The sequence below is a fragment of the Amycolatopsis sp. PSD-21 genome, from assembly GCF_055561455.1.
Genome location: NZ_CM145712.1, coordinates 7,567,753 through 7,591,927 on the forward strand (window position 1 = coordinate 7,567,753; position 24,175 = coordinate 7,591,927).

Here is a 24,175-nt window from a genome sequence, read left to right on the forward strand (position 1 = left end):
GGGTATCCCCTTCCCACCAGTCTGGAAGCTCCAGTGGTGGGAAGGGAGAAAGTCCAGTGGCCACATCAGCACTGGCGGCCGTCGACTTCGGTCAGGGCGTGTCGAGCGCCTGGAGTTCGGTCGCCACCTTCGTCCCGAAACTGCTCGCGTTCCTGGTCATCCTGTTCATCGGCTGGCTGATCGCCAAGGCGCTCTCGAAGGCCGTGAGCATGGTGCTCGAGAAGGTCGGGTTCAACCGGCTCCTCGAACGCGGGGGCTTCAAACAGATGCTCGCGCGCAGCCAGTTCGACGCGTCGAACATCATCAGCAAGATCGTCTACTACGCGATCCTGCTGATCGCCCTGCAGTTCGCGTTCGGCGTGTTCGGCCCGAACCCGGTGAGCGCTCTGCTCAACGACATAGTCGCGTGGCTGCCGCGCGCCATCGTCGCGATCGTCATCGTGGTGATCGCCGGCGCGATCGCCAAGGCGGTCAAGGACCTGGTCGCCAACGCCCTCGGTGGTGTCTCCTACGGCAAGGTGCTCGCCACCATCGCCTCGGTGTTCATCTGGGGCCTCGGCGCGATCGCCGCGCTGAACCAGATCGGTGTCGCCACCGCGGTCACGCTGCCGGTGCTGATCACCGTGCTCGCCACCATCGGCGGTATCGCCGTCGTGGGTGTCGGCGGTGGCCTCATCAAGCCGATGCAGCAGCGCTGGGAGACCTGGCTCGGCCGGGCCGAGGCGGAGATCCCCGCCGCGAAGGCGCAGGCCGAGGCCTACCAGCGCGGACGTGAGGACGCCGGACGCTCGGGCGGGGTGCCCGCCGAACGGACGACCGTCCACCAGCCGGTGTCCGCCGGGCACCACGCCGCGAACCCGAACGCGCCGGCGCAGCACCAGCAGTTCCCGCCCAGCCAGGGTCAGGTGCCCCAGCATCAGGATCCCGGCCAGCGGCCGCCCGGTGGAAACATGCCCCCTCCGCCGGAGTACCGCTGACCTTCCACGGGAGCGGGTGGGGCGTCCGGCCGCCCTACCCGTTCCCGGTCGGCTGGGTCCGCCGGTCGTCCATCGAGGCGGCCAGCGAACACACGCCGACCAGCCGCGCGGTCATCCAGTCGCTGGTGGTCCAGGCGGACAGATCGGCCGGGATGCGGAACGTCCACCCCTTGGTCTTCGCCTCGTCGAGCAGCCCGCGCGTGTAGCCGGCGAGAAGGACGACCCCGGCGACCGCCGCCGAACCTTCGACCCCCGCCGCGAGGATGTCCCGCACCGCGGCGGAGTGCTGATCGAAGACGGCCGACAGCCCGGGCACGGCCGCGGCGGCGGCCAGCCCGGCCACACCGATCTGCTGGTGCAGCCGGGAAAGCGTGCTACGAGCCGAAGATTCCACCCAGGACGAGACCAGATCTTTCACCCGACCAGGTTAGCCAGGCCGGACGATTTGTCGACATCCCGGTGACGACCATCGCAGAAGTCAGCAAGCCTTGAGAGCCTGATCCAGGTCGTGCCACAGGTCCTCGACGTCCTCCAGCCCCACCGACATGCGGATGAGCCGGTCGGTGACGCCCGCGCCGCGCCGGTCGTCCTCGGCGACGATCCGGTGGCTGATCGAGGCGGGGTGCTGGATGAGCGAGTCCACACTGCCGAGGCTGACGGCCGGCGTGATCAGCCGGACCGCGCCGATGAGCGCGTGCGGATCACCCTCGACCTCGAACGCGATCAGCGGGCCGCCGACGGCCGGGTAATGCACCGCGCTCACGTTCGCGTGACCACGAAGCCGCTCGACGAGTTCGGCGGCCGTCGCGGACGCGGCGTTGACGCGCAGCGGAAGCGTCGAAAGGCCGCGAAGCAGCATGTATCCGGCGAGCGGGTGCAGCACGCCTCCGGTGGCGAAGCGGATCTGCCGCAACATCCCCGCGTCTTCGGCGTTGCAAGCGACGACACCGCCCATGACGTCGCCGTGGCCGCCGAGGAACTTGGTCGCGCTGTGCAGGACGAACCGGGCGCCGTGCCGCCCCGGACGCTGGAGCACAGGAGTCGCGAAGGTGTTGTCGACCAGCACCGGGACGTCACCCGCGGCGCGCACGATCTCGGCGATGTCGACCTCGCGCAGGGTCGGGTTCGCGGGCGTTTCGAGCAGCACCAGCCCGGTGTCGGGCCGGAGCGCCGACGCGACGCCGTCCGGATCGGCCCAGGTCACCTCGGTGCCGAGCAGACCGGACGTGAGCATGTGGTCGGTGCAGCCGTAGACCGGCCGGACGGCGACGACATGCCGTTTGCCCTGCGCGACGGCGGCGAGCAGCGAGGCGGACACCGCGGCCATGCCGGTGGCGAACGCGACGGCGTCTTCGAATCCTTCGAGTTCGGCCAGTGCCTTCTCGAAGCGTTCGACGGTCGGGTTGCTCAGCCGCCCGTAGACCGGGAGCCCGGACAGCGAGCCCGATGCGGCGAATTCGTCGATGCGGCCCGCCTCTTCGAGGCTGTCCCGCGACGGGTAGGTCGTGGACAGGTCGAGCGGAGCGGCGTGGACGCCGAGGTCCGTGAGATCGTCACGGCCGGCGTGGACGGCTCGGGTGCGCAGCGTTGCGGTCATGCCCCAGATGGTGCGATTTTCTCCGAATCGAACGCAATATCCTCGGATATCATTCGCCGATGTCGGATTCCGTCGAACTGAGCACGGTTGATCTTCGTATTCTACGGCTGTTGCAGAACGACGCCCGGATCTCGAACAAGGATCTCGCGGCCGAGGTCGGCGTCGCGCCCTCGACCTGTCTCGACCGCGTCAACCGGCTGCGCGAGCTCGGGGTGATCACCGGCCAGCGCGCCGAGGTGGACGCCGCCAAACTCGGCCGCCCGCTCGAAGCGCTCCTGTTCGTCCAGGTCCGCCCGCACCGGCGGGCGCTGGTCGACTCGTTCGTCGAGCACCTGCTGGCCCTGCCCGAGGTCCGCGCCGTCTACCACCTGACCGGCCCGGACGACTTCCTCGCGCACGTCGCCACCGCGTCGGCGACGGAGCTGCAGCGGCTGGTCCTCGACGAGCTGACCGCCCGCGACGAGGTCGCCCGGGTGCATACGAACCTGGTCTTCCAGCACTGGAGCGGGGGACCTTTGCTACCGCCCGGCTAATCGATCCGGACCTTGAAGGGATGGGTGACGTCGGTGGGGCACGTGAAGACGTTCAGCACGCCCTGGTGGCCGAAGGACCAGCCCGCCGCCTCCCCCTCGGCGACCTCGCATCCGCAGCCGACTTCGTGCTCCTCCGAGGCCAACGCGATCGTCTGACGCAGCTCGGCACCGCACTCCTGGCAGCCCAGGTCGCGCCGATCGGTCGCGTCCCAGGCGGTCCAGCCGCCGATCTTCGAGTACTGGTCCAGCTCCGGCCAGCCGTCCGGGTCGTCACCCGCGCCCTCGGGGATGCCGAGCGCGGCGCGGGTCTCCGCCGGGAAGTCGCAGAGCCGGGGCAGCTCGTCGATCGAGCACGGTTCGAAAACGCAGGGATCCGGCAGGTAGCCGACTACGGCGTTCTCAGGGATAGGAGGCGTGTCCGTGATGTCCCGCACCTCGCCCGAATCACGCCAGACCAGCCGGACCGCGGGCCCCTGGTGATGCGGGCTGTCGTGCTCCATCGGGCAGAAGAGGATCTGCAGGACGTCGGTGCCCTCGGGGAAGGGCAGCTCCGGGAAGTCGTCGCGGAAGAACTGCGCCGCGCCCGCCATCGCCGGCACCGGGCCGTCGAGCCGATGCCCGGCCCGCCACCCGTCGTCGGACGCGTCCGGATCGGGCGGCCAGGTCACCGGGCACTCCGGCCACGGCTCGTCCGACGGCCAGAGCAGCGGACCGCCGAAGTGGCTTTCGTCCGGACCGGGCACCCCTGGCGCGGGATGCAGCCGGATGGCCGTCCGGACCAGGTCGTTCAGGCCGGGGATGGGCACCCCGTCGTAGGTGAGCTGACGCACTCCCGGGAGCTTAGAGGTCCGGCAACGGATCTTCAGGTTTTGCCCGCATGATCTCGGCATCGGCGGCGTGCACGACCGCGATGTACTCGTCGTCGATCTCGTAGTCGATGCCCTCGAACTTGAACCACGGGACGGTCGAGGTGTCGACCGGTCCGATCCGGTGGTTCCGCAGTGTCGTCGAGACGACCCGTTTCGGGGTCTTCCGGCTCAGGTACCCGGTCGTGAGGATCGTGATCGTCTTACGGGTCACCGCGAAGAACACGCTGGGATTGGTACTGCCGAGGATGTCGGCAGGGAACACGTAGTGGATCTCGTCGTCCGGATCGAGAAGCTCTTTGATCCGCTTCCTGACCCCCGAGGAAACCGGCATGACCCCCAAGTTACCGGGCCGAGTAGTCCCTGAAGCCCTTTCCGGTCTTCCGGCCGAGCCGTCCGGCGGTCACGAGGTGTTCCAGCAGCGGCGCGGGCGCGAAGCCCTCTTCGCGGAACTCGTTGAACAGGGTCCGCTGGATCGCCAGCGAGACGTCCAGCCCGACGACGTCGAGCAGTTCGAACGGGCCCATCGGCAGCCCGCAGCCCACCTTCATCGCGGTGTCGATGTCGTCGGCCTCCGCGTAGTGCGCTTCGAGCATCTTCACCGCGTCGTTCAGGTACGGGAACAGCAGCGCGTTGACGATGAAGCCCGCCCGGTCGCCGCAGTGCACCGGGTGCTTGCCCACCGCCGCGCAGACGGCGTCGACGGTCGCGATCACGTCGGGCGCGGTGGCGATGGTCGAGACGACCTCGACGAGTTTCATCACCGGCGCCGGATTGAAGAAGTGCACGCCGACCACGTCCGATGGCCGCGAGGTGGCGGCAGCGCATTCGATGACCGGCAGGGACGACGTCGTCGTCGCCAGCACCGCGCCCGGCTTCACGACGTCGTCGAGCGCGGCGAAGACCGCCTGCTTGACGGCCAGGTCTTCGGCCACCGCCTCGACGACGAGGTCGACGTCGGCCAGTTCCTCGAACTCCACCGCCGGCGAGATCCGGCCGAGCGCCGCGGCGGCGTCCTCCTCGGACAGCTTGCCCTTGACGACGGCCTTGTCCAGCGACTTCTTCACCCGCGCGACGGACGCCGCGGCCTTCTCGGCGCTCCGCGCCCGGAGGATGACCTCGTAACCGCGTTTCGCGAACACCTCGACGATGCCCGTCGCCATGGTCCCGGTCCCCACGACGCCGACCTTGCGCACCTCGCGAGGCGGGGCAGTGTCCACAGTGGACTTCGTCACCGCGTCGGTCACCGTCGGCGAATCGGGCTCGTCGTAGGTGTAGAAACCCCGGCCCGTCTTCCGGCCGAGCAGCCCGGCGGTGATCATCTGCTTCAGCAGCGGCGCCGGCGCGTGCAGCCGGTTGCGCGACTGGTGGTACATCGTGTCGAGGATCTCGTACGCGGTGTCCAGCCCGATGAGGTCGAGCAAAGCCAAGGGCCCCATGGGATATCCGCAGCCGAACCGCATCGCCGCGTCGAGATCCTCGCGCGTGGCGTAGCGCTGCTCGTACATCCGCACGGCGTGGTTGAGGTACCCGAAGAGCAGGGCGTTGGCGATGAACCCGGCGCGGTCGCCGATCACCACCGGGGTCTTGCCGAGGCGTTCGGCGAACGCGACGACGTCGGTGACCACCTCGGGTTCGGTGACGACGGTGCGGACGATCTCGACCAGCTTGAGGATCGGCGCCGGGTTGAAGAAGTGCATCCCGACGACCTTGCCCGGCCGCGCGGTGTGCACGCCGATCTCGGTGATCGACAGCGAGGAGGTGTTCGAGACGAAGATCGTGTCCGGGCCGGTGATCTTGTCCAGCTGCGCGAACACGTCGGATTTCGCTTCGAGGTTCTCCGGGATCGCCTCGATCACCAGGTCCACATCGGACAGTTCGGCCAGCGACGTGGTGTACCGGATCCGGTGCAGCAGCGCGCTCCGGCCGCCGGCGTCGAGTTTGCCGCCGGTCACCGCCCGTTCGGTCGAATGCTCCAGATGACCGCGGCCGCGCTGGACGCCGTCGTCGTCGATCTCCACCGCGACCACGGACACGCCGCTCCGCGCGAGCACCTCGGCGATCCCGGCACCCATGGTGCCGAGACCGATGACTCCCACACTCGAGATTTCCCGCGCCACAACCGGCCTCCGGAGGTTACTCGCTGGTAGTTTCTCCGATCGTGCCATGCCGGGGCGCGGAAAGCAGCGGCTGTCACCCTCCGAATCGAGTAAGTGTCACTCGCGGACGAGGACCGGCGGACGCTTTTCCATCAAGCGCGTGAAGGCCCCCTTCCCTCGGCTGAGCCGAGGGAAGGGGGCCTTCACGCGCTAAAAGCCTCAGCTCACTCGCCGAAGTTCTGGTCGACGAGGTCCTTGACCTTGGTGAGTGCTTCCTCGGCCTGCGCACCCTTCGCGCGGACCTCGATCCGGTCGCCCTGACGGGCACCGAGCGCCATCAGCGCGAGCACGCTGTTCGCGTCCGCGGTCTCGTCACCGAGCCGCACGGTGACCTGCGCGTCCAGCCCCGCGATGCTCCGGACCAGTACCGCGGCGGGCCGAGCGTGCAGCCCGACGTCGTTCCGCAGCGTGAGTTCGACACTGCTCTCGCCGTCCTGCACGCCGTCGTCGAACGTCAGGTCCGGCGGCGCGCCCGCCGACGCGGCCGCTTCGGCGACGGCCTTCCGGTCCGCCCCGCCCTGAGCCGCGACGGCGGCGGCGATCGCGCCTTCGACCAGCGGCGCGTCCACGACGACCGCGGCCGACGGGTCGGCGAGCGATTCGACGGCCAGTTCCGCGGTCATCTGCGCGCTGCCGAGGTCGTAGAGCAGCACGACGCCCGCACCCGAATCGGCGCGCTGGGTCGCGGCGACGACCTCGTCGTAGTCCGTGCCGATCCCGCCGTCGGGCAGGCCGCCCGCCGCCGCGATGGTGACGTCCGGCGCCATCTGCGCGGCGAGTTCCGCGAGCCCTTCGGCGAGTTTGGCACTGTGGGAGACGAGCACGATTCCGACGCTCACTTGGCGGCCTCCGCGAAGGCGCGAAGCAGCAATGCCGTCGAACGGGCACCGGGATCCATATGTCCCTTGGCCCGCTCGCCGAGGTACGAGGCCCGGCCCTTGCGTGGGACGAGCTCCACAGTGGACTCGGCGCCCTTGTCCGCGGCGTCCGCCACCGCGGTCAGGATCTCCGCGATGCCGGAGCCGGAGGCCTCCTCGGCGGCGGAGACGGCGGGGATCAGGGCGTCGACCATGGTCGCGTCTCCCCCGACGGCCTTTCCGCGGGCCTGCACTCCTTCGAGTGCCGCGCGCAGGGCCTCGACGAGCAGCGGACCGTCCACTTCGGCCGCGTCGCCCAGCTTGACCGACGCGCGCAGGAACGCCGTGCCGTACAACGGGCCCGCCGCGCCGCCGACCTTCGAGATCAGCGTCGTGGCGGCGAGCTTCGCGACCGCGGCGGGGGTTTCGGGCGTAGCGGTGTCCAAAGCGGACACGATGGCGCCGAACCCCCGGTCCATGTTCTCGCCGTGGTCGGCGTCGCCGATCGCGCGGTCGAGGTCGACCAGCTCGGCTCGGTGCTCGGCGATCACGGCGGCCGCCGCCCGCAAGGCGGCGGCGAACGTCTCGGCGGTGCAGGCCATCAGACTCCCCACCTCAGGGCCGGGGTGTTCACCGGCGCGTCCCACAACTCGGTCAGCTCGTCGTCCAGTTTCAGCAACGTCAGGCTCATCCCCTGCATCTCGAGGCTGGTGATGTACGGCCCCACCAGCCGCCGTTCGACCACGATGCCACGCTCGGCCAGCAGCCGCTCGGCGATCCCGTGTGCCAGGTACAGCTCGACCAGCGGGGTCCCGCCCATCGAGTTCGTGAACAGCAGGACCTTGTCGCCCTCGGCGAAGGGCAGGTCCGTGACCACCGCGTCCACCATGCGCGCGACGAGCTCGTCGGCCGTCACCACCGCGGTCCGCTCGATACCGGGTTCGCCGTGGATGCCGATGCCGAACTCGATCTCGTCGTCGGCGAGGTCGAAACTCGGCTCGCCCGCGTGCGGCACGGTCGGCGCGGTGAGCGCGACGCCGATCGACCGGACCTGGCCGATCACCTTGCGCGCCAAGGCCTCCACCGCGTCGAGCGTGTCGCCTCGTTCGGCCGCGGCACCGGTGATCTTCTCCAGGAGCACCGTGCCGCCGACCCCGCGACGGCCGGCGGTGTAGGTGGAGTCCTTGACCGCGACGTCGTCGTCGATCACCACGCTGCGCACGTCCAGCCCTTCGGCGGCGGCGAGTTCCGCGGCGGTCTCGAAGTTGAGGACGTCGCCGGTGTAGTTCTTCACGATCAGCAACGCGCCCGCGTCGCCGGTGGTGGCCTTGACCGCGGCCTCCACGGCGTCCGGCGTCGGCGAGGTGAACACCGCGCCAGGGACGGCGGCCGCGAGCATGCCCTGCCCGACGAAGCCGCCGTGCAGCGGTTCGTGCCCGGAGCCGCCGCCGGAGATCACCGCGACCTTGCCCGCCACGGGCGCGTCCACGCGCACCACGAGCGCCGGGTCGTCCTCCACGCGCAGGACGTCCGCGTGCGCCGCGGCGAGCCCGCGCAGGGATTCCGCGACCACCGTCTTCGGGTCGTTGATGATCTTCTTCAAGGGTGGCCTCCGGCACGTCGGCGGGTGGGGTGTCCCCTTCCTACCTCGCGCGGCCGGATGCCGCCAGCGTCAGGGCTTCGGGAGCTTGGAGATCACCGATTTGGCGATCTTCGACGCCTTGCCGCACGACGCCGCTTCGTCCTTCTTCTCGTCGTAGTTCTTGTAGGTCACGCTGGCGATCTCGACCTCGTCGTCGGCCCACGGCCTGTGCTGCCACTCGAGCTTGCACTCGGCGTCGCTGCCGCTGCCGATCTTCTGGTACACGGAGACGCCGTCGATGTCGACCTTCTTGTTCCCGTCGCGTTCCGCCGGCGGAAGGCCGCGGCGGAAGTTGATCGAGATCCTCGGGTTGGAGCCCGGCGTCCAATCGCAGGAGTGGAAGGTGGTCAGCGAGCTCGCGCCATGCGGCACCACCTCGTTGAGGACGGCGGTGTCGGCGGCGGTGCACGGGTCGACCGCGGTGAGCGTGCCCGCGACGGCCGGGTACTTCGCCGGTGACGCGTGCAGGCTCTTCACGGCCTTCGCGGCCACCGCACGGCCTGTCGCGCACGCGTCGCCGCCGTCGTAGGTGACCGAGAAGCTGATCCCGCGCTCGGGCTTGCGCAACGTCATGATGCCGACGTCGCAGCTCTTCCCGTCCTTGTCCTTCCGCTCGATCTGCGGCAATCCCTCGACCGCCGAAACGGTGACGCCGTTGCTCGACGAGTAGGTCGACGCGCCGATTTCGACCCTGACCGTGAGTTCCTTGCCTCCGGCGTCCACGGCCTTCGCCCGGCAGGTGCCGAACGAGCTGAGGTTCGCCGTCGGCTCCTCCGGAGTGCCGAGGCCGCTCATGACCTCCTTGCTCACCAGCCCGCACGGGTCGATCGTGCGCAGCACCGCCGGGGTGACCGCGGGATCGTTGATGTCCCCGTCGGGCGCCCCGCCGGAGCCACCTTCGGCGGCGACGGTGGTCCGGGCGAAGTTGGACTTGGCGAGGTTCTGACCGCAGGCCGACACCGCGCCGAGCGCGGCCACCAGGGCCAGCACGGACGCGATCCGGCGACGTCGAGCGTTGAACAGCACGAAGTGCACGGTAGCCGGACCTCCTCGCCGGTGTCCGGACAACCCGGCTATTCGCCCGCCTCGCCCTCGGTGCTCGGCGGCACCACGATGGGACGCAGCTTCGCCCACAGCACGAACAGCGCCGCGAACACCAGCATGCCGACACCCGCCCACAGGTTGATGTTGACGTCGGCGGCCTTGGTCAGCTCCTCGTCGGTGGTGAACCACAGGCCCATGATCGTGAGCACCAGCCCGTAGCCGCCGATGAGCAGCGCGATGATCAGCCGGATGTCGAAGACGCCGGCCTTCTTGGGAGCTTGCGACGCAGCCATCTCCGGCCTCCTAGAAGATGATGTTGAGCACGATGGTCAGGATCAGCACGATGCCCGCGAGCAGTCCCGGCTTGCGGTACCAGCCCGCGTCGTCGCCGGTCTCGTCGTGCTTCAGCGACTCCTTCGGGGTGAGGGAGTACACGAGGCCGACCAGCTGGGCCTCCGGCTTCGGCGCGGTGGCGAGCGAGACCCCGACGCTGACCGCGATGTCGACGACGAACGCGGTACCGGCGGCCACGAAGCTGATGCCCTGGCCGGTGAGCCCGAGGACCCCGGCCTGCGACAGCAGCCACACGGTGATCGCGGAGGCGGTACCGGACACCAGGCCGACCCAGCCCGCCGTCGGCGTCATCCGCTTCCAGAACATGCCGAGGATGAAGGTGGCGAACAGCGGCGCGTTGAAGAAGGAGAACAGGTCCTGCAGGTAGGTCAGGATGTTGCCGGAGTTCGACGCGATGAACGCGGTGCCGATCGCGAGCACGGTGCCGATCGCGGTGACCAGGCGGCCGAGCCGCAGGTAGTAGCCGTCCGACTCGTTCTTCTTCACGTACGACTGCCAGATGTCGTAGGTGAACACGGTGTTGAACGAGCTCAGGTTCGCGGCCATGCCCGCCATGAACGAGGCGAGCAGACCGGCGAGCGCGACGCCGAGCATGCCGTTGGGCAGCAGGTCGCGCATCAGCAGCAGGATCGCGTTGTTCGCGGTCACGCCGCTGGGCGCTTCGCCGCCATCGAGCAGGATCTGCTTGTCCTGGACGTACTCGGAGACGGTGACCGCGGCGATCATGCCGGGGATGATCACGATGAACGGGACCAGCATCTTCGGGAAGGCGCCGATGATCGGCGTCCGCCGCGCGGCCGACATGCTCTTCGACGCCATCGCGCGCTGGACCTCGACGAAGTTCGTGGTCCAGTAACCGAAGGACAGCACGAAACCGAGACCGAAGACGAGACCGAGCACCGACAGGAAGCTGTTGCCGAAGCCGGTGAGGTTGTCACCCGGCCACGAGTGCAGCTGCGCTTCGCCGCCGGGGCTCGCGGTGACCTTGTCGACCAGGCCCTGCCAGCCGCCGACCTTCACCAGGCCGACGATGGTCAGCGGCAGCAGCGCCGCGACGATCACGAAGAACTGCAGGACCTCGTTGTAGATCGCGGCGGAGAGACCGCCGAGCGCGGTGTAGGAGAGCACGACCGCGGCCGCGACGATGATCGACACCCACAGCGGCCAGCCGAGCAGGAGGTTCACCACGCTGGCGAGCAGGAACAGGTTCGCGCCCGCGATGAGGATCTGCGCGCTCGCGAAGCTGATGCCGTTGACCAGGTGCGCGGGTTTGCCGAACCGGCGGAGCATGAACTCCGGGACACTGCGGACCTTCGAGCCGTAGTAGAACGGCATCATCACGATGCCGAGGAACAGCATCGCCGGGATCGCGCCGATCCAGAAGTAATGGACGGTCGGCAGGCCGTAGAGCACGCCGTTGGCCGACATGCCCATGATCTCGACCGCGCCGAGGTTCGCCGAGATGAAGGCGAGACCGGTGACCCAGGCGGGCAGCGAGCGGCCGGAGAGGAAGAAGTCGAGGCTGCTCGAGACCGACCTTCGCGCCATGTACCCGATGCCGAGCACCAGCGCGAAATAGAAGGCGAGCAGGACGTAGTCGATCGGACTTGCGTCGAGCCGCAGGTTCGCATCGGCCAGCACGTGCAACCGACTCACCTCCACAGTGAAAATGTCCACGAGAAACGCCTGGATCACGTCAATCGCGGACCATACTGCATGGATTCAGGAACGGCAGTGCGGGTGGGCGCGGACCGCCCCGATGTGTCTGTTTCGGGACAGTTCCTGACAATTCTTGTCCGGTCACCGGGCGGTCGAGACCGCTTCGATTTCGGCGTCGTCCAGCAAGGCTTCGATCAGGGCGGGCGGACCGGCGACCTTGGTGCCCCACAGGTCGTAATCGGTGCACAGGCACCAGGATCGATCTCCGGCCCAGAGATTGGACGGGCTGAAATCCGCCTCGGAATGGTCGTACAGGAGCTCGGCGTCGCCGAGGCGCCCGGCCCGCACGTGCGGGTTTTCGAAGTCTTCGGCACCCATGATCAGCGGGTTGTAGTAGGCGAAGCAGGGAGTATCCGGGCCCGCCGGACCGAATTCGGTGAGCACGCCGATCAGCCGCGTCCAGGTCTCGCGGTCCAGGCTCCCTTCGGGCGGCGGGATGATCCCGAGCGGCCAGCTGCCGTCCTTCCTGACCGAAGGGAAGCATCGGAAGCACGGCATCATCCCCGGCGGGACGACCGGATCGCCGGTGCGCCGGGCGAGCTCCGCCCAGCGCAGGCGCCGCCATCCGGGACCGGGATGCCGGGCGCGGCCGATTCCCCCGCCGGTGGTCACCCCCACGGCTTCGAGATCGAGGCCGCCGATGATGTGCGGCTCGACGCTCCCTTCGGCCACCAGAGCCCGGCGATGCTCGTGGTACGACGTTCCGGACGGCCCCTGCTCGTGCTCGTACATCGCGTTGAGCACCCAGACCGCGTCCGGCATCGGCGGCGGCATGAACCCCGTCAGGCCGTCACCGCACATCTCACGCAACCAGTCGGTGGCGCCTGACGGCGCGAGCGGCCATGTTCTCGACAGCGGTTCTCCTCGCACTCCGCCATGATCGCGGAAAAGGGCCGCCCCGTCGCCGGAACGACCCTCTCCCGTGACCGGTGGGGGTTTACCGGTCCGTGGGCAGGCCCACTTCGCCGTCCTCCTCGATCAACCGGGCGAGGACGTCGTCCGGCATGTACGTGCGGTGCGGGTAGCCCGAACCCCACGAGTTGAGGAACGGCACGGCGCCGAGCTCGTCGGCCCGCGGGTTGCCGAGGACCTCGTGCACCTCGTCGACCGTCTTCGCCCAGCGATAGGCCTGGAGGCCGTTCTTGGCGTCGGGCGTGTAGGCGGCCCGCGCGACGTGGTCGTCGTCCGCGTAGGTCTCCGACCACGGGACGTGGCCCAGTTCGAGCAGGACCTCGGCCGCCGCGCGGACGGACGTGCCGTTGTTGTCGCCGGGGTTGGTCTCGCCCCATTCGTCACGGAGCTTCGACTGGTCCCACAGCCACCGCGCGGCGTACAGGTCGCCGTTGAACATCGTCATGCAGCGCGACCAGCCGAAGCCGACGCAGGCGCCTTCCTTGCCCTGGTCGTAGAAGGCGTACTGGGTCTCACCGTCGGTCGATTCACCGGGTTCGAGGCAGACGCAGTGCCCGCCGCGGATCCTGGTGAGCGATTTCGCGCCGCCTTTCGCGACGAAGAACTCGCCGGACTTCTCGTCCTTCTCCGGTACGTCGAATTCCTTGTACCAGTTGACACCGATGACGACCGGTGACCGGGTGGGCCGGTCCTCGGTGGCCAGCGCGGTCAGCGGATAGCGCTCGACGTGGCGCCAGTCGTCCGGGACGAACCGGCCGAGGCGGCCGTCCGCCGGATCACTGCCGATCGGGCGATAACGCATGGGATCCTCCTATCCCTCATCCCACCGGAAACACCGCCGGCGAGTTCACTGCGGCACGATCTTTTCCAAAAACCGCCGCGCGGCCTCACGCCCGCTTTCGAAGAGGCGCTTCTTCTCCTCTTCGCCGAGCCCGAAGTCGACGGCGGAAACCCCGGTCGTGTCGACGTACACCGTCCTCCGGTTCACACCTTCCTCGTGCAACCGGTAACGATTCCAGTCCGACAGCAGGGTTTCGAGCGAACCGATGGCGATCCGCAACGCGCTCTTCACCGGTTTGTCCTTGCCACCCGCGGGTTCGCCGGACAGCTTCACGCCCCAGGTCGGCCACCGCGGCTTCTTCGCGTCGGTCCGGTCGAAAACGGTGATCGGGAAATTCGACAGCAGGCCGCCGTCGACCCACGTGACGGTGCCCTCGGGGCGGACGTCGAACTGCACCGGCCGGAAATACAGCGGGATCGACATCGACGCGCGGACGGCGTCGACGATCTTCTCCGCGCCGGGGTCGCGGCCGTACTGGGAATAATCCCAAGGCAGCCGGACGAGTACGCGCCTGGTCAGGTCGCTGACATGGACGACGAGCGAATACCGTTGGTACGGAAGCAAAGTACCTTCGGGATCCTCGATGGCGAGATCGGCGAAGGTGCGCACGCCGACCTCTTCCAGCAACGGCGTGAGCCATTCGACGAGATAGTCACCGGAGTGCATCCCGTCGTGCAGGAGCAGATCGACGCCGTCCCCGATCGGGCCGGTGACCCTGTCGAGCAGGGACTGATCCTGGAACCGGCGGCAGTCCAGGTCGTTCATCACCGCTTCCAGGCCGCCGAGATCCTTCCCCGCCTTCTGATAGGCGGCGACCAGTGCCGCGACGATCGCGCCCGCGCTCGTCCCGGCGATCCGGGGAAACGAATAACCGGCGTCGTGCAACTCCAGTACCGCGCCGAGCAGCCCGATGCCTTTGACGCCGCCGCCTTCCAGCACGAGATCGACGTTCTTCCGAGAATCAGCCATGGCCCATCACCCCTGCGCCCGCGACCGCCGTATGTCGGCGGTACCCCTCGCGGAAATCGAGTGTGACACAGCGCGAGACCGGCCAATCCGGCGTTCACCCGAATGACACGGAAACAGCTGGTTCTTTTGCAGGAGAACGCGAGTTCGTTAATTTCTCTCGCCCTTTAGGGCATTCCGTGGCGCGAGAAAGAATGCAGATACGAATCCGAGGACTCGATTCGATATCGGCTGTTCAGCGGCAGCAAGTCAGGTAACACGCGGCGGGATGCACGGAGGGCCCCAGCCTCGACGGTGGCGACAAGCTCGCAGCCGTCATCGACGACAACCTCCATGGCAGCGACCCCGACGACCAGGACAAGCACGAGTGCGCCGAGCGAGTATCCGAAGTCCGTGCCGAAATCCAAGGCCGACAAGATGGTGATGCTTGCCCCCGGCGTCTACGCCGGGCCTTCACCGGATGGAGTTCTCGGCGGTCTCGACGACTACAGCTCCTACTTGGGCAACTGCACAGCGATCAAGCGCTATTCCGAAACGCACCCTGGCGGGCACACCTGCTGGTGATCGCTGAGATCAGACGGCGACCCCTAGTACATGAAGGCTCCCTTCCTTGCGTCTAGCGCAAGGAAGGGAGCCTTCATGTACCTCCGGCTCAGAAGAGGCGGAACTCGTCCGACTCGATGCCGCGCAGCGCGTCGTAGTCCAGCGTGAGGCACCGGATCCCCCGGTCCTCGGCCAGCACTCGCGCCTGCGGCTTGATGACCTGCGCGGCGAAGACACCTTGCACCGGCGCCAGCAGCGGGTCGCGGTTGAGCAGTTCGAGGTACCGCGTCAGCTGCTCGACGCCGTCGATCTCGCCGCGCCGTTTGATCTCGACGGCGACACTGGCGCCGTCGGCGTCGCGGGCCATGATGTCCACCGGCCCGATCGCGGTCGGGAACTCCCGCCGCACCAGGGTGTAGCCCTCGCCGAGGGTCTTGATGTGCTCGGCGAGCAGTTCCTGCAGGTGCGCCTCGACGCCGTCCTTCTGCAGCCCCGGTTCCGCGCCGAGTTCCTGGGCGTGGTCGTGGAAGATCTCGTCGATCGTGATGACGAGCTTCTCCCCCTGCTTGTTCTCGACGATCCACAGCTTGCCGTCCTCGATCAGCCAGCACGGCGGGCTCATCCAGTTCAGCGGCTTGTAGGCACGGTCGTCCGAGTGCACGGACACCGAACCGTCGGCCTTCACGAGCAGCAGCCGGGTGGCCATCGGCAGATGGGCGGTCAGACGGCCGGCGTAGTCGACCTGGCAGCGAGCGATCACTAGGCGCACCCCGCGAGGGTAGGACAAGCGCGGCGATACTGTGCGCATGGACCCCGTTCAGCGTGTCAGCTCCCGCGAGGTGTACCGGAACAACTGGATGACCCTGCGCGAGGACGCCGTCCGGCGGCTCGATGGTTCCGAGGGGATCTACGCCGTCGTCGACAAACCGGTCTGCGCCGTGGTGATCCCGTTCGACGGCGCCGGGTTTCACCTGGTCGAGCAGTTCCGCTATCCGGTCGGGATGCGGCGTTGGGAGTTCCCCATGGGCACCGCGCCCGAGCTGGCCGACGTCCCGCCGCTCGAACTCGCCGCCCGCGAACTGCGGGAGGAGACCGGGCTCATCGCGGGCTCGATGACCGACCTCGGCAGGACCGACGTCGCGCCCGGGTTCTCCAGCCAGCTCGGGCGCGTGTTCCTCGCCACCGAGCTCACGCAGGCCGAAGCCCAGCGCGAGGTCGAGGAGCAGGACATGCGCACGGCGTGGTTCGAGCGCGGCGAGTTCGAGAAGATGATCGCTTCGGGAGACATCACCGACTCCCAGACGCTGGCCGCCTACACGCTTCTGCTCATGCGCGAGCGCGTTCTCTGAACTCAGTCGGGCCAGACCGGCGAACGCTTCTCCAGGAAGGCGGCCATCCCCTCCCGCGCCCCGGGCAGCTGCGAAGCCGAAGCCATCACCTCGAGCGCCAGCGCGTAGGCGTCGGCCTCGGGCCGGTCCAGCTGCGCGTAGAGGGTCTGCTTGCCCATCGCCTTGCTGGCCCGGCTCCCGCGCGTCGCACGGCCGAGCAGCGAAGCGACGGCTTCGTCCAGCGAGTCGTCCGGAACGACGCGGTTCACCAGGCCCCAGTCGAGCGCGGTGGCGGCGTCGACGACGTCACCGGTGAGCGCCAGTTCCATCAGGCGTTTCCGCCCGATCGCGCGCGCCACCGGTACCGCGGGCGTGTGGCAGAACCAGCCGCCCTTGCCACCGGGAAGGGCGAACCCGGCGGACTCCGCGGCGACGGCGAGGTCGCACGAGGCCACCAGCTGGCAGCCCGCCGCGGTCGCGAGCCCGTGCACCCGCGCGACGACGACCTGCGGGACGGACTGCATCGTGCCCATCAGGTCCGTGCACAGCCGCAGCAGCTCGCGCACGCCCATCAGGTCGCGCGCGGCGACGTCGCCGAAGTCGTGCCCCGCCGAGAACACCGGCCCGGCGCCCGCCAGGACGATCCCGGTGGCGTCGGTCTCCCCGGCCTCGCGGAACGCCGCGAGGAGCTCGGCGAGGTGGTCCGCCGACAGCGAGTTCCGCCGCGCGGCGCGGTTCATGGTGATGGTGACGGTGTCCCCGTCCCGTTTCACGAGGATGTGCTCGTACTCGGCCATGCTTCGACGGTAACCGACCGGAACGTCCGGCGATACGAATCGGGCCCGACACCGACGTCGGCGCGGAGCCGTCGCCGCAGGTTGGCGGCGGTACCGAGGCCGGAGCGCTGCGCGACCCGCTCGACCGGGAGCTCGGTGGTCTCCAGCAGCCGCCGCGCGAGGCGCACCCGCTGCGCGCGCAGCCACCGCCCCGGTGTCACGCCGGTGGCTGCCGCGAACTCGCGGTGGAAGGTCCGCTCGCTCAGCCCGGCGTGCCCGACGAGGTCGTCGACGCCGATGTCGTCGGCGATCCGCTCCAGCGCCCAGTCCATTGTGGACGACACGCTCGGCCGGGACGGCTTGGGCGGCAACGGGTTGTCGACGTACTGCCGCTGGCCACCCTCCCTCGCGGGCGGCATCACCAGCCGCCGGGCGAGGGCGGCGGCGACCTCGGCACCGTGATCGCGGCGCACCAGATGGAGGCAGAGGTCCAGGCCGCCGACCACCCCGGCGGAGGTCAGGACGTCACCCTCGTCGGTGAACAGCACGTCCCGCTGGACGACGGCGTCACGAGCGGCGGCTTCGAGGTCGTCCAGCAGGCGCCAGTGCGTGGTGACGGAGCGGCCGTCGAGCAGCCCGGCCGCGGCGAGGGTGAAGGCGCCGGAACACAGCGACGCCACGGTGACACCTGCCCGGTGCGCCTTGCGCAGCGCGGCGACCGCCGCCGCGGGCACCTCGGCGTGCGGATCCACCCGGCCGGGCACGAGGACGAGGTCGCAGCCCGCCAGCCCGCTCAGCCCATGCGTGGCCTCGATCCGGCCGAACGGGTGGACGGCGATCGAGCCGCGGCCGGCCGCGCAGAGCCGGACCTCGAAGGGCCCGATGCCGCTGTCGGTCCGGTCCACGCCCCAGACCTCACCGATCACGCCGAGGTCGAAGGACCGGCTGCCCGGCAGGAGGAGCACACCCACGGTTCGCATGGCAGGAAAGTACCGCATCGCGCTTCTTCTGCCACTCCCCTCCGGCAGCGGAACGCGTGAAACTCGAACTCATGACCACTGAAAACAAGGCCCTGCTCGTGATCGACGCCCAGCGCGGCTTCGACAAGCCCGTCTGGGGCCCGCGCAACAACCCCGGCGCGGAGGCCAACATCAAGGCGCTCGTCGACGCGTTCCAGGAGCGCGGGCTGCCGATCGTGCTGGTGCACCACGACTCCGTGAAACCCGGCTCGTCGCTGCGGCCGGGACAGGAGGGCAACCACTTCAAGCCCGAACTCGACGGCGTGCGCGCGGACCTGGTGTTCGGCAAGAAGGTCAACTCGGCGTTCCATGGCGACGTCGATCTCGACGGCTGGCTGAAGACCCGCGGCATCACGTCGTTCGTGCTCGCGGGAATCCAGACGAACTTCTGCTGCGAGACCACCGCGCGCGTCGGCGGGAACCTCGGCTACGACGTGACTTTCGCGCTCGACGCCACCTTCACCTTCGACCTCGCCGGGCCGGACGGCGGCGTCCTGACCGCGGACGAGCTGTACCGGGCGACCGCGACGAACCTGCACGGCGGCGGGTTCGCCACGGTCACCTCGACGAAGGAGATCCTGGCGGGCCTTTGAGGCGCGGATGGGCTCGCCCACCGAGGTTGCGAAAGTGGCTTTCGCAACGCGCACCTTCGCCTTGCCTCTCAAGCCCCCGGGCAGCCGGCGGTGTCGCGAAAGCCACTTTCGCGACGTCTGACGTCCCGAAAGTGGCTTTCGCGACATGCTCCACCGAGGGGCGGCGCGAGCCTCAAGCCCGGTCGATGACCGCCTTGAGGAACCGCCGCGTCCGGTCGTGCTCCGGATCGTTGAACAGCTTGTCCGGCGTGGCGTCCTCCAGCACCTGCCCCTGGTCGAACATCATCACCCGATCAGAGACGTCGCGCGCGAACTGCATCTCATGCGTGACACACAGGATCGTGATGTCGGTGGACGTCGCGATCTCCCGCAGCACGCGCAGGACGTCGGCGACCAGTTCCGGGTCGAGCGCCGAGGTCACCTCGTCCAGCAGCAGCACGTCCGGCCGCATCGCGAGCGCGCGGGCGATCGCGACGCGCTGCTGCTGGCCGCCGGAAAGCCTGGTGGGGTGCTCGTCCTTCTTTTCCGTGAGCCCCACCATTTCCAGCAGTTCGACGGCCCGCGCCTCGGCCTCGTCCCTGGGGACGCCGAGCGAATGGATCGGCGCCTCGGTGATGTTGCGCAGCACGTTCATGTTGGGGAACAGGTTGAACTGCTGGAACACCATGCCGATCCGTTTGCGCGCCTCGCGCAGGTACCTCTCGTCCGCGGGTACCAGTTTCCCGCCGCGTTCCATATGACTCAGGTAGTCGCCGCAGACCTCGATGGTCCCGCCGTCGACCTTCTCCAGTGTCATCAGCAGCCGCAGGATCGTCGTCTTCCCGGACCCGCTCGGCCCGATCAGCGAGACGAACTCCCCCGGCGCGACGGTGAAATCGAGGTCCCGCAGCACGACGTGATCCCCGTAGGACTTGACCACCTGCGAGAACCGGATCATCGGGGAATCAACTGTGGGCGGCACGTCGCTCCAACCTTCTCACCAGAATCGAAGCCGGCAGGCTCACCAGCAGGAACAGCACCCCGGCCAGGGTGTACGGCTCGACGACGCGGAACGTGTCGGCGCCGACCTCCTTCGCCCTCGCCAGGACGTCGACGACGCCGATCGCCAGCAGCAGCGGCGTTTCCTTGAACATCGAGATCGTGTAATTGCCGAGCGCGGGCAGCACCCGCGGCACCGCCTGCGGCAGGACGACCGCGGTCCACACCCGCGACCTCGGGAGGTTCAGCGCGGTCGCGGCCTCCCACTGTCCTTTCGGGACGGCTTCGATCCCGGCACGGTAGACCTCGGCCGCGTAAGTCGCGTAATGCACGCCGAGCGCGATGACGCCGGTGACGAACGGGGACAACGTCAGGCCGCCCACCGGCTGGATCACGTAGTAGAGAACGAACACCTGGATCAGCAGCGGCGTGCTGCGCACGAACTCGATGAACAGCCGGACCGCCTGTGACAGCACGGGTATCCCGGTGCGGTGGATCAACGCGAACACCAGGCCGAGCACGTAGCCGACCGCCGAGGCGAGCAGGGTGATCTCGACGGTGACGAGAAGCCCTTCCAGCAGAAGGGGAACCGAATTCGCGGCGGATTCCCAGCTCCAGTCCATCACACACCTCCCGCGGTTGCCGTCATCTTGGCCGGGGCCCGGCCGAGGCGCCGCGCGGCGAGCCGTTCCAGCAGCCGCATCCCGCTCGTGATCAGCAGCGCGAGAACGAGGTAGAGCACGAGTTCGGTGCCGTAGATCCAGCCGATCTCGGCACTGAACACCGGCCGCAGCAGTTCACCCTGGCGGGCCATCTCCGGTACCCCGATGAACGACAGCAGCGCGGTGCTCTTCAGCAACTGGATGAAGAGATTGTTGAACGGTGGCAGCATTTCCGCGAACGCCTGCGGCAGGATCACCCGCCGCATCCGCTGGGCCGGGCTGAGGTTGAGCGCGACGGCGCCCTCGAACTGCGCGCGCGGGACCGAGTTCACCGCGCCGCGGACGATCTCCGCGCCGTAGGCCCCGTGGTTGAGCCCCAGCACCAGGATTCCGGCGAACATCGGGACCAGCTGGAGGCCGACCAGCACCGGAAGCACGAAATAGAGCCAGAACAACTGGACGACTTCCGAGGTGCCGCGGAAGATCTCGACGTAGACCCGGGAAATCCCGCGCACCGCCCGGGACCGGGACCTCAGCGCCAGCCCGGCGGCCAGCGAGAGCACCACGGTGAGCGCGATCCCGCCGAGCGCCGCGGTGACGGTCGCGGTCAGTCCACTGAGGACGGACGTGATGATATGCGATACCGACGACGACATGTGGTCCGCCTCGTCACACCGCGCAGAGTTTCTCGGTGGTGACATCGGGCTTCGGCAGGTTGTCCGCCGAGAACCCGAACGGTGTCACGATCCTGGTCCATTCGCCGCTGTCCTGCAGCTTCTTGAGTTCGACGTTGAACGCCTCGCGCAACGGGTTGTCGTCCTTGCGGAAGACGAAGGCGCCGGCGGACACGACCGGTTTTCCGTCCTTGATCGGGTCGAAGCCGGGCGTGACCTCGGCGGCCGCGCCGGGGCTCTTGCTCAGCACGTCCTTGAGGGAGATGTCGGTGAGCGCGGCGCAGTAGACCCGGCCGTCGGTGACCGCGCGGAGCATGTTGTCCTGCGAATCGAGCGTGACGATCTGGTCCTCGGCGACGCCGGAGTCGGTCGCGTACCCCTTCTCCACGGCCGCCGAGAGCACGGCGACCTTGACCTTCTTGGCCGCGATGTCCTCGAACTTCAGCACCTGCTGCGGATTCCCCTTGGGTACCAGCAAAGCCGTCAGCGCCGAGTAGTCGGGGATCGAGAAGGCCGCCGCGTCGCACCGTTCCTTCTTGATGTTCATCCCGGCCGCGACGACGTCGTACTTCCTGGCGTTGAGCGCGGGGATCAACTGGTCGAAGGAGACCGCTTCGGCTTCGACGTTGTCGATGCCCATGGCCTTGAAGACGGCGCGGGCGACCTCGGGCGCCTCACCGGTGACCTTGCCGCTCTGGTCGGTGAAGCCGTACGGCGCCTCGTTCGCGATACCGATCTTGATCTTCTTGGAGCTTTTCGCCGCCTCCAACGCGTCCCCGGAAGTCGTCGTCGTGCACGCGGACAGCAGCACCGGACCGCCGATCGTCACCGCACCGAGAACCGCGGACCGCCGAAAGAACTCCCGCCTCGACCACTCGCCGTGCACCATCGCGGCACCTCTTTTCGATTAATCGGTTTTAATCGAAACGTAGGTGGGTACCTTGGCGCGGGCAGTGTGAGCGGGTGACGAACCATCCGCTGTTACGGTACCGAGATTTACGGTGACTTTATGTGCTCAGGCCGTGGCGCTCGCGCACCAATCCGACAATTCCGTCCATGATGTCGGTGAGTTCGTAGTCCTTCGGCGTGAACACCTTCGCGATCCCCCGCTCCAACAGGAGCTTCTCGTCGTCGGGCGGGATGATGCCGCCGACGATGACCGGGATGTCGCCCGCGCCCGCGGCCCGCAGGCCGTCCACGACCTGCGGCACGACCTCGAGATGCGAACCCGAGAGCACCGAGAGCCCGACGACGTGCACGCCCTCCTGGACGGCGGCCGCGACGATCTGCTCCGGCGTGAGCCGGATGCCCTGGTACACCACCTCGAAACCGACGTCGCGGGCCCGCACGGCCACCTGCTCGGCGCCGTTCGAGTGCCCGTCGAGACCGGGTTTGCCGACCAGGATCCGCAGCCGCTCGCCGATCTCGGTGTTCGTCGCCTTGACCCGCTCGCGGACCCGGCGGATCTCCTCGTTGCCCTCGCCCGCGGCCGCCGACGCCGAAACCCCGGTGGGAGCGCGGTATTCGCCGAACACCTCGCGCAGCGCGCCCGACCATTCACCGGTGGTGACGCCCGCGCGGGCGCACTCGATCGTGGCCTCGAACAGGTTCTCCGACGTCTTCGCGATGGTCTTCAGCTTCTCCAGCGCCGACTCGGCGGCCGCGTTGTCGCGCCGCGTCCGCCATTCCTCGATCGCGGTGACGGCCTGCTTTTCGACGGCGGGGTCGATCGTTTCGATCGCCTTGGCCCCTTCGGCCTGCAACGGCGAAGGCTCGGTGGTCTCGAACTTGTTGACCCCGACCAGGATCCGCTCACCGTTCTCCATACCGCGCCGGTACTCGGCGAGCGAGGCGACGAGCTGCGACTTCATGTAGCCGCTCTCGACGGCCGCCACGGCGCCGCCGAGATCCTGGACGCGCGCGATCTCCTCGCGCGCGCCTGCCATGATCTCGTCGACCTTGGCCTGGATGACGTGCGAGCCGTCGAAGATGTCCTCGTACTCCAGCAGGTCGGTCTCGAACGCGAGCACCTGCTGCATCCGCAGCGCCCACTGCTGATCCCACGGCCGGGGCAGGCCGAGCGCTTCGTTCCACGCGGGCAGCTGGATCGCGCGGGCCCTGGCGCCGCGGGAAAGCGAGACCGCGAGCATCTCCAGCACGATGCGCTGGACGTTGTTCTCGGGCTGCGCCTCGGTCAGGCCCAGCGAGTTGACCTGCACGCCGTAACGCAGCCGCCGCGCCTTGGCATCCGTTACGCCGTAACGATCCCGGGTGATCTCGTCCCAGAGCGCGGTGAACGCGCGCATCTTCGACATCTCTTCGACGAACCGCACACCGGCGTTGACGAAGAACGAGATCCGCGCGACGACCTTGGCCATGTCGGCCTGCTCGACCTGGCCGGAATCGCGGACCGCGTCGAGGACGGCGATGGCGGTGCACAACGCGTACGCGACCTCTTGCGTCGGCGTCGCGCCGGCTTCCTGCAGGTGATAACTGCAGATGTTGATCGGGTTCCACTTCGGCACGTGGTGCACGGTCCACGCGATCATGTCGGTGATCAGGCGGAGACTCGGGCCCGGCGGGAAGATGTAGGTGCCGCGGGAGAGGTATTCCTTGATGATGTCGTTCTGCGTGGTGCCGGTGAGCTTCGCCAGCACCTCGTCCACGTCGCGGCCCTCGGCTTCGGCCTGTTCACGGGCCACGGAGACGTAGAGCGCCAGCAGCCACATGGCGGGCGCGTTGATCGTCATCGACGTGTTGGCCTCGGCGAGCGGGATGCCGTCGAAGAGGCGCCGCATGTCGCCGATATGCGAAACCGGGACGCCGACCTTGCCGACCTCGCCCTTGGACAGCTGGTGATCGGGGTCGTAGCCGGTCTGCGTCGGCAGATCGAAGGCGACCGAGAGGCCGGTCTGCCCCTTCGCGAGGTTGCGGCGGTACAGCTCGTTGGACGCGGCCGCGGACGAGTGGCCCGCGTAGGTCCGCATCACCCAGGGGCGGTCCCGTTCACGGTCCGTGGGATAGGGCACGGTGCACCTCCGAGTCGGGCACAGCTGGACGACCGCCTGAGTGTACCCGCCGGTAACATCGGCCGCGCGGTTGTATTGCACACAGTCGAGTCCTTCTCGGTGGCTG

At 68.5% G+C, this 24,175-nt stretch carries 27 protein-coding genes; 5 read left to right on the forward strand and 22 right to left on the reverse strand.

Going from position 1 to position 24,175, the window contains the following annotated elements; all coding sequences use genetic code 11:
- Positions 1-56: 56 nt before the first annotated feature.
- Complete coding sequence (locus tag ACZ1DY_RS35500; RefSeq protein ID WP_465482299.1) at positions 57-977, forward strand: membrane protein; 921 nt, start codon at positions 57-59, stop codon at positions 975-977.
- Between the two features lie 34 nt (positions 978-1,011).
- On the opposite strand, the gene ACZ1DY_RS35505 is transcribed toward ACZ1DY_RS35500, so the two are convergent.
- Both ACZ1DY_RS35505 and ACZ1DY_RS35510 read right to left on the reverse strand, forming a co-directional pair.
- Complete coding sequence (locus tag ACZ1DY_RS35505) at positions 1,012-1,395, reverse strand: DUF6401 family natural product biosynthesis protein (RefSeq protein WP_126732685.1); 384 nt, start codon at positions 1,393-1,395, stop codon at positions 1,012-1,014.
- Between the two features lie 60 nt (positions 1,396-1,455).
- The gene (locus ACZ1DY_RS35510) at positions 1,456-2,574 is read right to left on the reverse strand and encodes a trans-sulfuration enzyme family protein (RefSeq protein WP_465482300.1); all 1,119 of its coding nucleotides are present in this window, start codon (positions 2,572-2,574) and stop codon (positions 1,456-1,458) included.
- Positions 2,575-2,633: 59 nt separating this feature from the next.
- On the opposite strand from ACZ1DY_RS35510, the gene ACZ1DY_RS35515 reads away from it, so the two are divergent.
- Positions 2,634-3,107, forward strand: coding sequence for an Lrp/AsnC family transcriptional regulator (locus ACZ1DY_RS35515; RefSeq protein ID WP_126732683.1), 474 nt, complete (start codon positions 2,634-2,636; stop codon positions 3,105-3,107).
- Here the strand turns inward: ACZ1DY_RS35515 and ACZ1DY_RS35520 are convergent.
- The 12 genes from ACZ1DY_RS35520 to ACZ1DY_RS35575 form a co-directional block, all read right to left on the reverse strand.
- Positions 3,104-3,937 (reverse strand): YwqG family protein, encoded by an 834-nt coding sequence (locus tag ACZ1DY_RS35520; RefSeq protein ID WP_465482301.1) that lies wholly within the window; start codon positions 3,935-3,937, stop codon positions 3,104-3,106. The two genes, ACZ1DY_RS35515 and ACZ1DY_RS35520, sit on opposite strands and share 4 nt — an antisense overlap.
- A gap of 10 nt (positions 3,938-3,947) precedes the next feature.
- The gene (locus ACZ1DY_RS35525) at positions 3,948-4,307 is read right to left on the reverse strand and encodes a hypothetical protein (protein WP_126732681.1); all 360 of its coding nucleotides are present in this window, start codon (positions 4,305-4,307) and stop codon (positions 3,948-3,950) included.
- Positions 4,308-4,317: 10 nt separating this feature from the next.
- The gene (locus tag ACZ1DY_RS35530; RefSeq protein ID WP_465482302.1) at positions 4,318-6,093 is read right to left on the reverse strand and encodes a 3-hydroxyacyl-CoA dehydrogenase family protein; all 1,776 of its coding nucleotides are present in this window, start codon (positions 6,091-6,093) and stop codon (positions 4,318-4,320) included.
- Between the two features lie 203 nt (positions 6,094-6,296).
- Positions 6,297-6,971 carry a dihydroxyacetone kinase phosphoryl donor subunit DhaM gene (gene dhaM / locus ACZ1DY_RS35535; RefSeq protein WP_257484608.1) on the reverse strand — a complete coding sequence of 225 codons (675 nt, stop codon included), beginning with the start codon at positions 6,969-6,971 and terminating at the stop codon, positions 6,297-6,299.
- Positions 6,968-7,591 carry a dihydroxyacetone kinase subunit DhaL gene (gene dhaL, locus ACZ1DY_RS35540; RefSeq protein ID WP_465482303.1) on the reverse strand — a complete coding sequence of 208 codons (624 nt, stop codon included), beginning with the start codon at positions 7,589-7,591 and terminating at the stop codon, positions 6,968-6,970. Before dhaL ends, dhaM begins: the two co-directional genes overlap by 4 nt.
- The gene (gene dhaK, locus ACZ1DY_RS35545; protein ID WP_465482304.1) at positions 7,591-8,592 is read right to left on the reverse strand and encodes a dihydroxyacetone kinase subunit DhaK; all 1,002 of its coding nucleotides are present in this window, start codon (positions 8,590-8,592) and stop codon (positions 7,591-7,593) included. The genes dhaL and dhaK overlap by 1 nt, the downstream gene beginning before the upstream one ends.
- Positions 8,593-8,661: 69 nt before the next feature.
- The gene (locus ACZ1DY_RS35550) at positions 8,662-9,657 is read right to left on the reverse strand and encodes a DUF3558 domain-containing protein (RefSeq protein WP_257484606.1); all 996 of its coding nucleotides are present in this window, start codon (positions 9,655-9,657) and stop codon (positions 8,662-8,664) included.
- Positions 9,658-9,704: 47 nt separating this feature from the next.
- The gene (locus ACZ1DY_RS35555; RefSeq protein ID WP_126732675.1) at positions 9,705-9,968 is read right to left on the reverse strand and encodes a hypothetical protein; all 264 of its coding nucleotides are present in this window, start codon (positions 9,966-9,968) and stop codon (positions 9,705-9,707) included.
- A gap of 10 nt (positions 9,969-9,978) precedes the next feature.
- Positions 9,979-11,676 (reverse strand): sodium:solute symporter family protein, encoded by a 1,698-nt coding sequence (locus ACZ1DY_RS35560; protein WP_192744094.1) that lies wholly within the window; start codon positions 11,674-11,676, stop codon positions 9,979-9,981.
- A 153-nt stretch (positions 11,677-11,829) separates the two neighbouring features.
- The gene (locus tag ACZ1DY_RS35565; protein ID WP_465482305.1) at positions 11,830-12,618 is read right to left on the reverse strand and encodes a hypothetical protein; all 789 of its coding nucleotides are present in this window, start codon (positions 12,616-12,618) and stop codon (positions 11,830-11,832) included.
- 67 nt (positions 12,619-12,685) lie between these two features.
- Positions 12,686-13,462 carry a hypothetical protein gene (locus ACZ1DY_RS35570; RefSeq protein ID WP_126732673.1) on the reverse strand — a complete coding sequence of 259 codons (777 nt, stop codon included), beginning with the start codon at positions 13,460-13,462 and terminating at the stop codon, positions 12,686-12,688.
- Between the two features lie 45 nt (positions 13,463-13,507).
- A complete protein-coding gene (locus tag ACZ1DY_RS35575) occupies positions 13,508-14,470 on the reverse strand; it encodes a patatin-like phospholipase family protein (RefSeq protein ID WP_465482306.1) in 963 nt (320 codons plus the stop codon).
- Positions 14,471-14,800: 330 nt separating this feature from the next.
- Between ACZ1DY_RS35575 and ACZ1DY_RS35580 the strand changes: the two genes are divergently transcribed.
- Positions 14,801-15,031 carry a hypothetical protein gene (locus tag ACZ1DY_RS35580; protein WP_465482307.1) on the forward strand — a complete coding sequence of 77 codons (231 nt, stop codon included), beginning with the start codon at positions 14,801-14,803 and terminating at the stop codon, positions 15,029-15,031.
- An 88-nt stretch (positions 15,032-15,119) separates the two neighbouring features.
- Here the strand turns inward: ACZ1DY_RS35580 and nucS are convergent, their stop codons facing one another.
- Positions 15,120-15,779 carry an endonuclease NucS gene (nucS, locus tag ACZ1DY_RS35585; protein WP_185927077.1) on the reverse strand — a complete coding sequence of 220 codons (660 nt, stop codon included), beginning with the start codon at positions 15,777-15,779 and terminating at the stop codon, positions 15,120-15,122.
- Between the two features lie 37 nt (positions 15,780-15,816).
- Between nucS and ACZ1DY_RS35590 the strand changes: the two genes are divergently transcribed.
- Positions 15,817-16,359: an NUDIX domain-containing protein gene (locus ACZ1DY_RS35590; protein WP_126732671.1), complete on the forward strand. Its 543-nt coding sequence runs from the start codon at positions 15,817-15,819 to the stop codon at positions 16,357-16,359.
- Positions 16,360-16,361: 2 nt separating this feature from the next.
- On the opposite strand, the gene ACZ1DY_RS35595 is transcribed toward ACZ1DY_RS35590, so the two are convergent.
- Both ACZ1DY_RS35595 and ACZ1DY_RS35600 read right to left on the reverse strand, forming a co-directional pair.
- Positions 16,362-17,135: an enoyl-CoA hydratase-related protein gene (locus tag ACZ1DY_RS35595; RefSeq protein WP_126732670.1), complete on the reverse strand. Its 774-nt coding sequence runs from the start codon at positions 17,133-17,135 to the stop codon at positions 16,362-16,364.
- On the reverse strand, positions 17,108-18,094 hold the full coding sequence (locus tag ACZ1DY_RS35600) for a GlxA family transcriptional regulator (protein WP_465482308.1): 987 nt from the start codon (positions 18,092-18,094) through the stop codon (positions 17,108-17,110). The genes ACZ1DY_RS35595 and ACZ1DY_RS35600 overlap by 28 nt, the downstream gene beginning before the upstream one ends.
- A gap of 71 nt (positions 18,095-18,165) precedes the next feature.
- Here ACZ1DY_RS35600 and ACZ1DY_RS35605 point away from each other — a divergent pair, with 71 nt between their 5' ends.
- Positions 18,166-18,726 (forward strand): cysteine hydrolase family protein, encoded by a 561-nt coding sequence (locus tag ACZ1DY_RS35605; RefSeq protein ID WP_126732668.1) that lies wholly within the window; start codon positions 18,166-18,168, stop codon positions 18,724-18,726.
- Positions 18,727-18,898: 172 nt separating this feature from the next.
- Here the strand turns inward: ACZ1DY_RS35605 and ehuA are convergent, their stop codons facing one another.
- From ehuA to ACZ1DY_RS35630, 5 genes are all read right to left on the reverse strand, one after another.
- Entirely contained in the window at positions 18,899-19,663 is a 765-nt protein-coding gene (gene ehuA / locus ACZ1DY_RS35610) for an ectoine/hydroxyectoine ABC transporter ATP-binding protein EhuA (protein WP_465485749.1), read from the reverse strand.
- Positions 19,664-19,670: 7 nt separating this feature from the next.
- Positions 19,671-20,327 (reverse strand): ectoine/hydroxyectoine ABC transporter permease subunit EhuD, encoded by a 657-nt coding sequence (ehuD, locus tag ACZ1DY_RS35615; protein ID WP_192743212.1) that lies wholly within the window; start codon positions 20,325-20,327, stop codon positions 19,671-19,673.
- Positions 20,327-21,022 carry an ectoine/hydroxyectoine ABC transporter permease subunit EhuC gene (gene ehuC / locus ACZ1DY_RS35620; protein ID WP_257484599.1) on the reverse strand — a complete coding sequence of 232 codons (696 nt, stop codon included), beginning with the start codon at positions 21,020-21,022 and terminating at the stop codon, positions 20,327-20,329. Before ehuC ends, ehuD begins: the two co-directional genes overlap by 1 nt.
- Before the next feature lie 13 nt (positions 21,023-21,035).
- Positions 21,036-21,929, reverse strand: a complete 894-nt coding sequence (gene ehuB, locus ACZ1DY_RS35625; RefSeq protein WP_126732665.1) for an ectoine/hydroxyectoine ABC transporter substrate-binding protein EhuB — start codon at positions 21,927-21,929, stop codon at positions 21,036-21,038.
- A gap of 118 nt (positions 21,930-22,047) precedes the next feature.
- Positions 22,048-24,069 (reverse strand): protein meaA, encoded by a 2,022-nt coding sequence (locus ACZ1DY_RS35630; protein WP_465482309.1) that lies wholly within the window; start codon positions 24,067-24,069, stop codon positions 22,048-22,050.
- Positions 24,070-24,175: the final 106 nt, after the last annotated feature.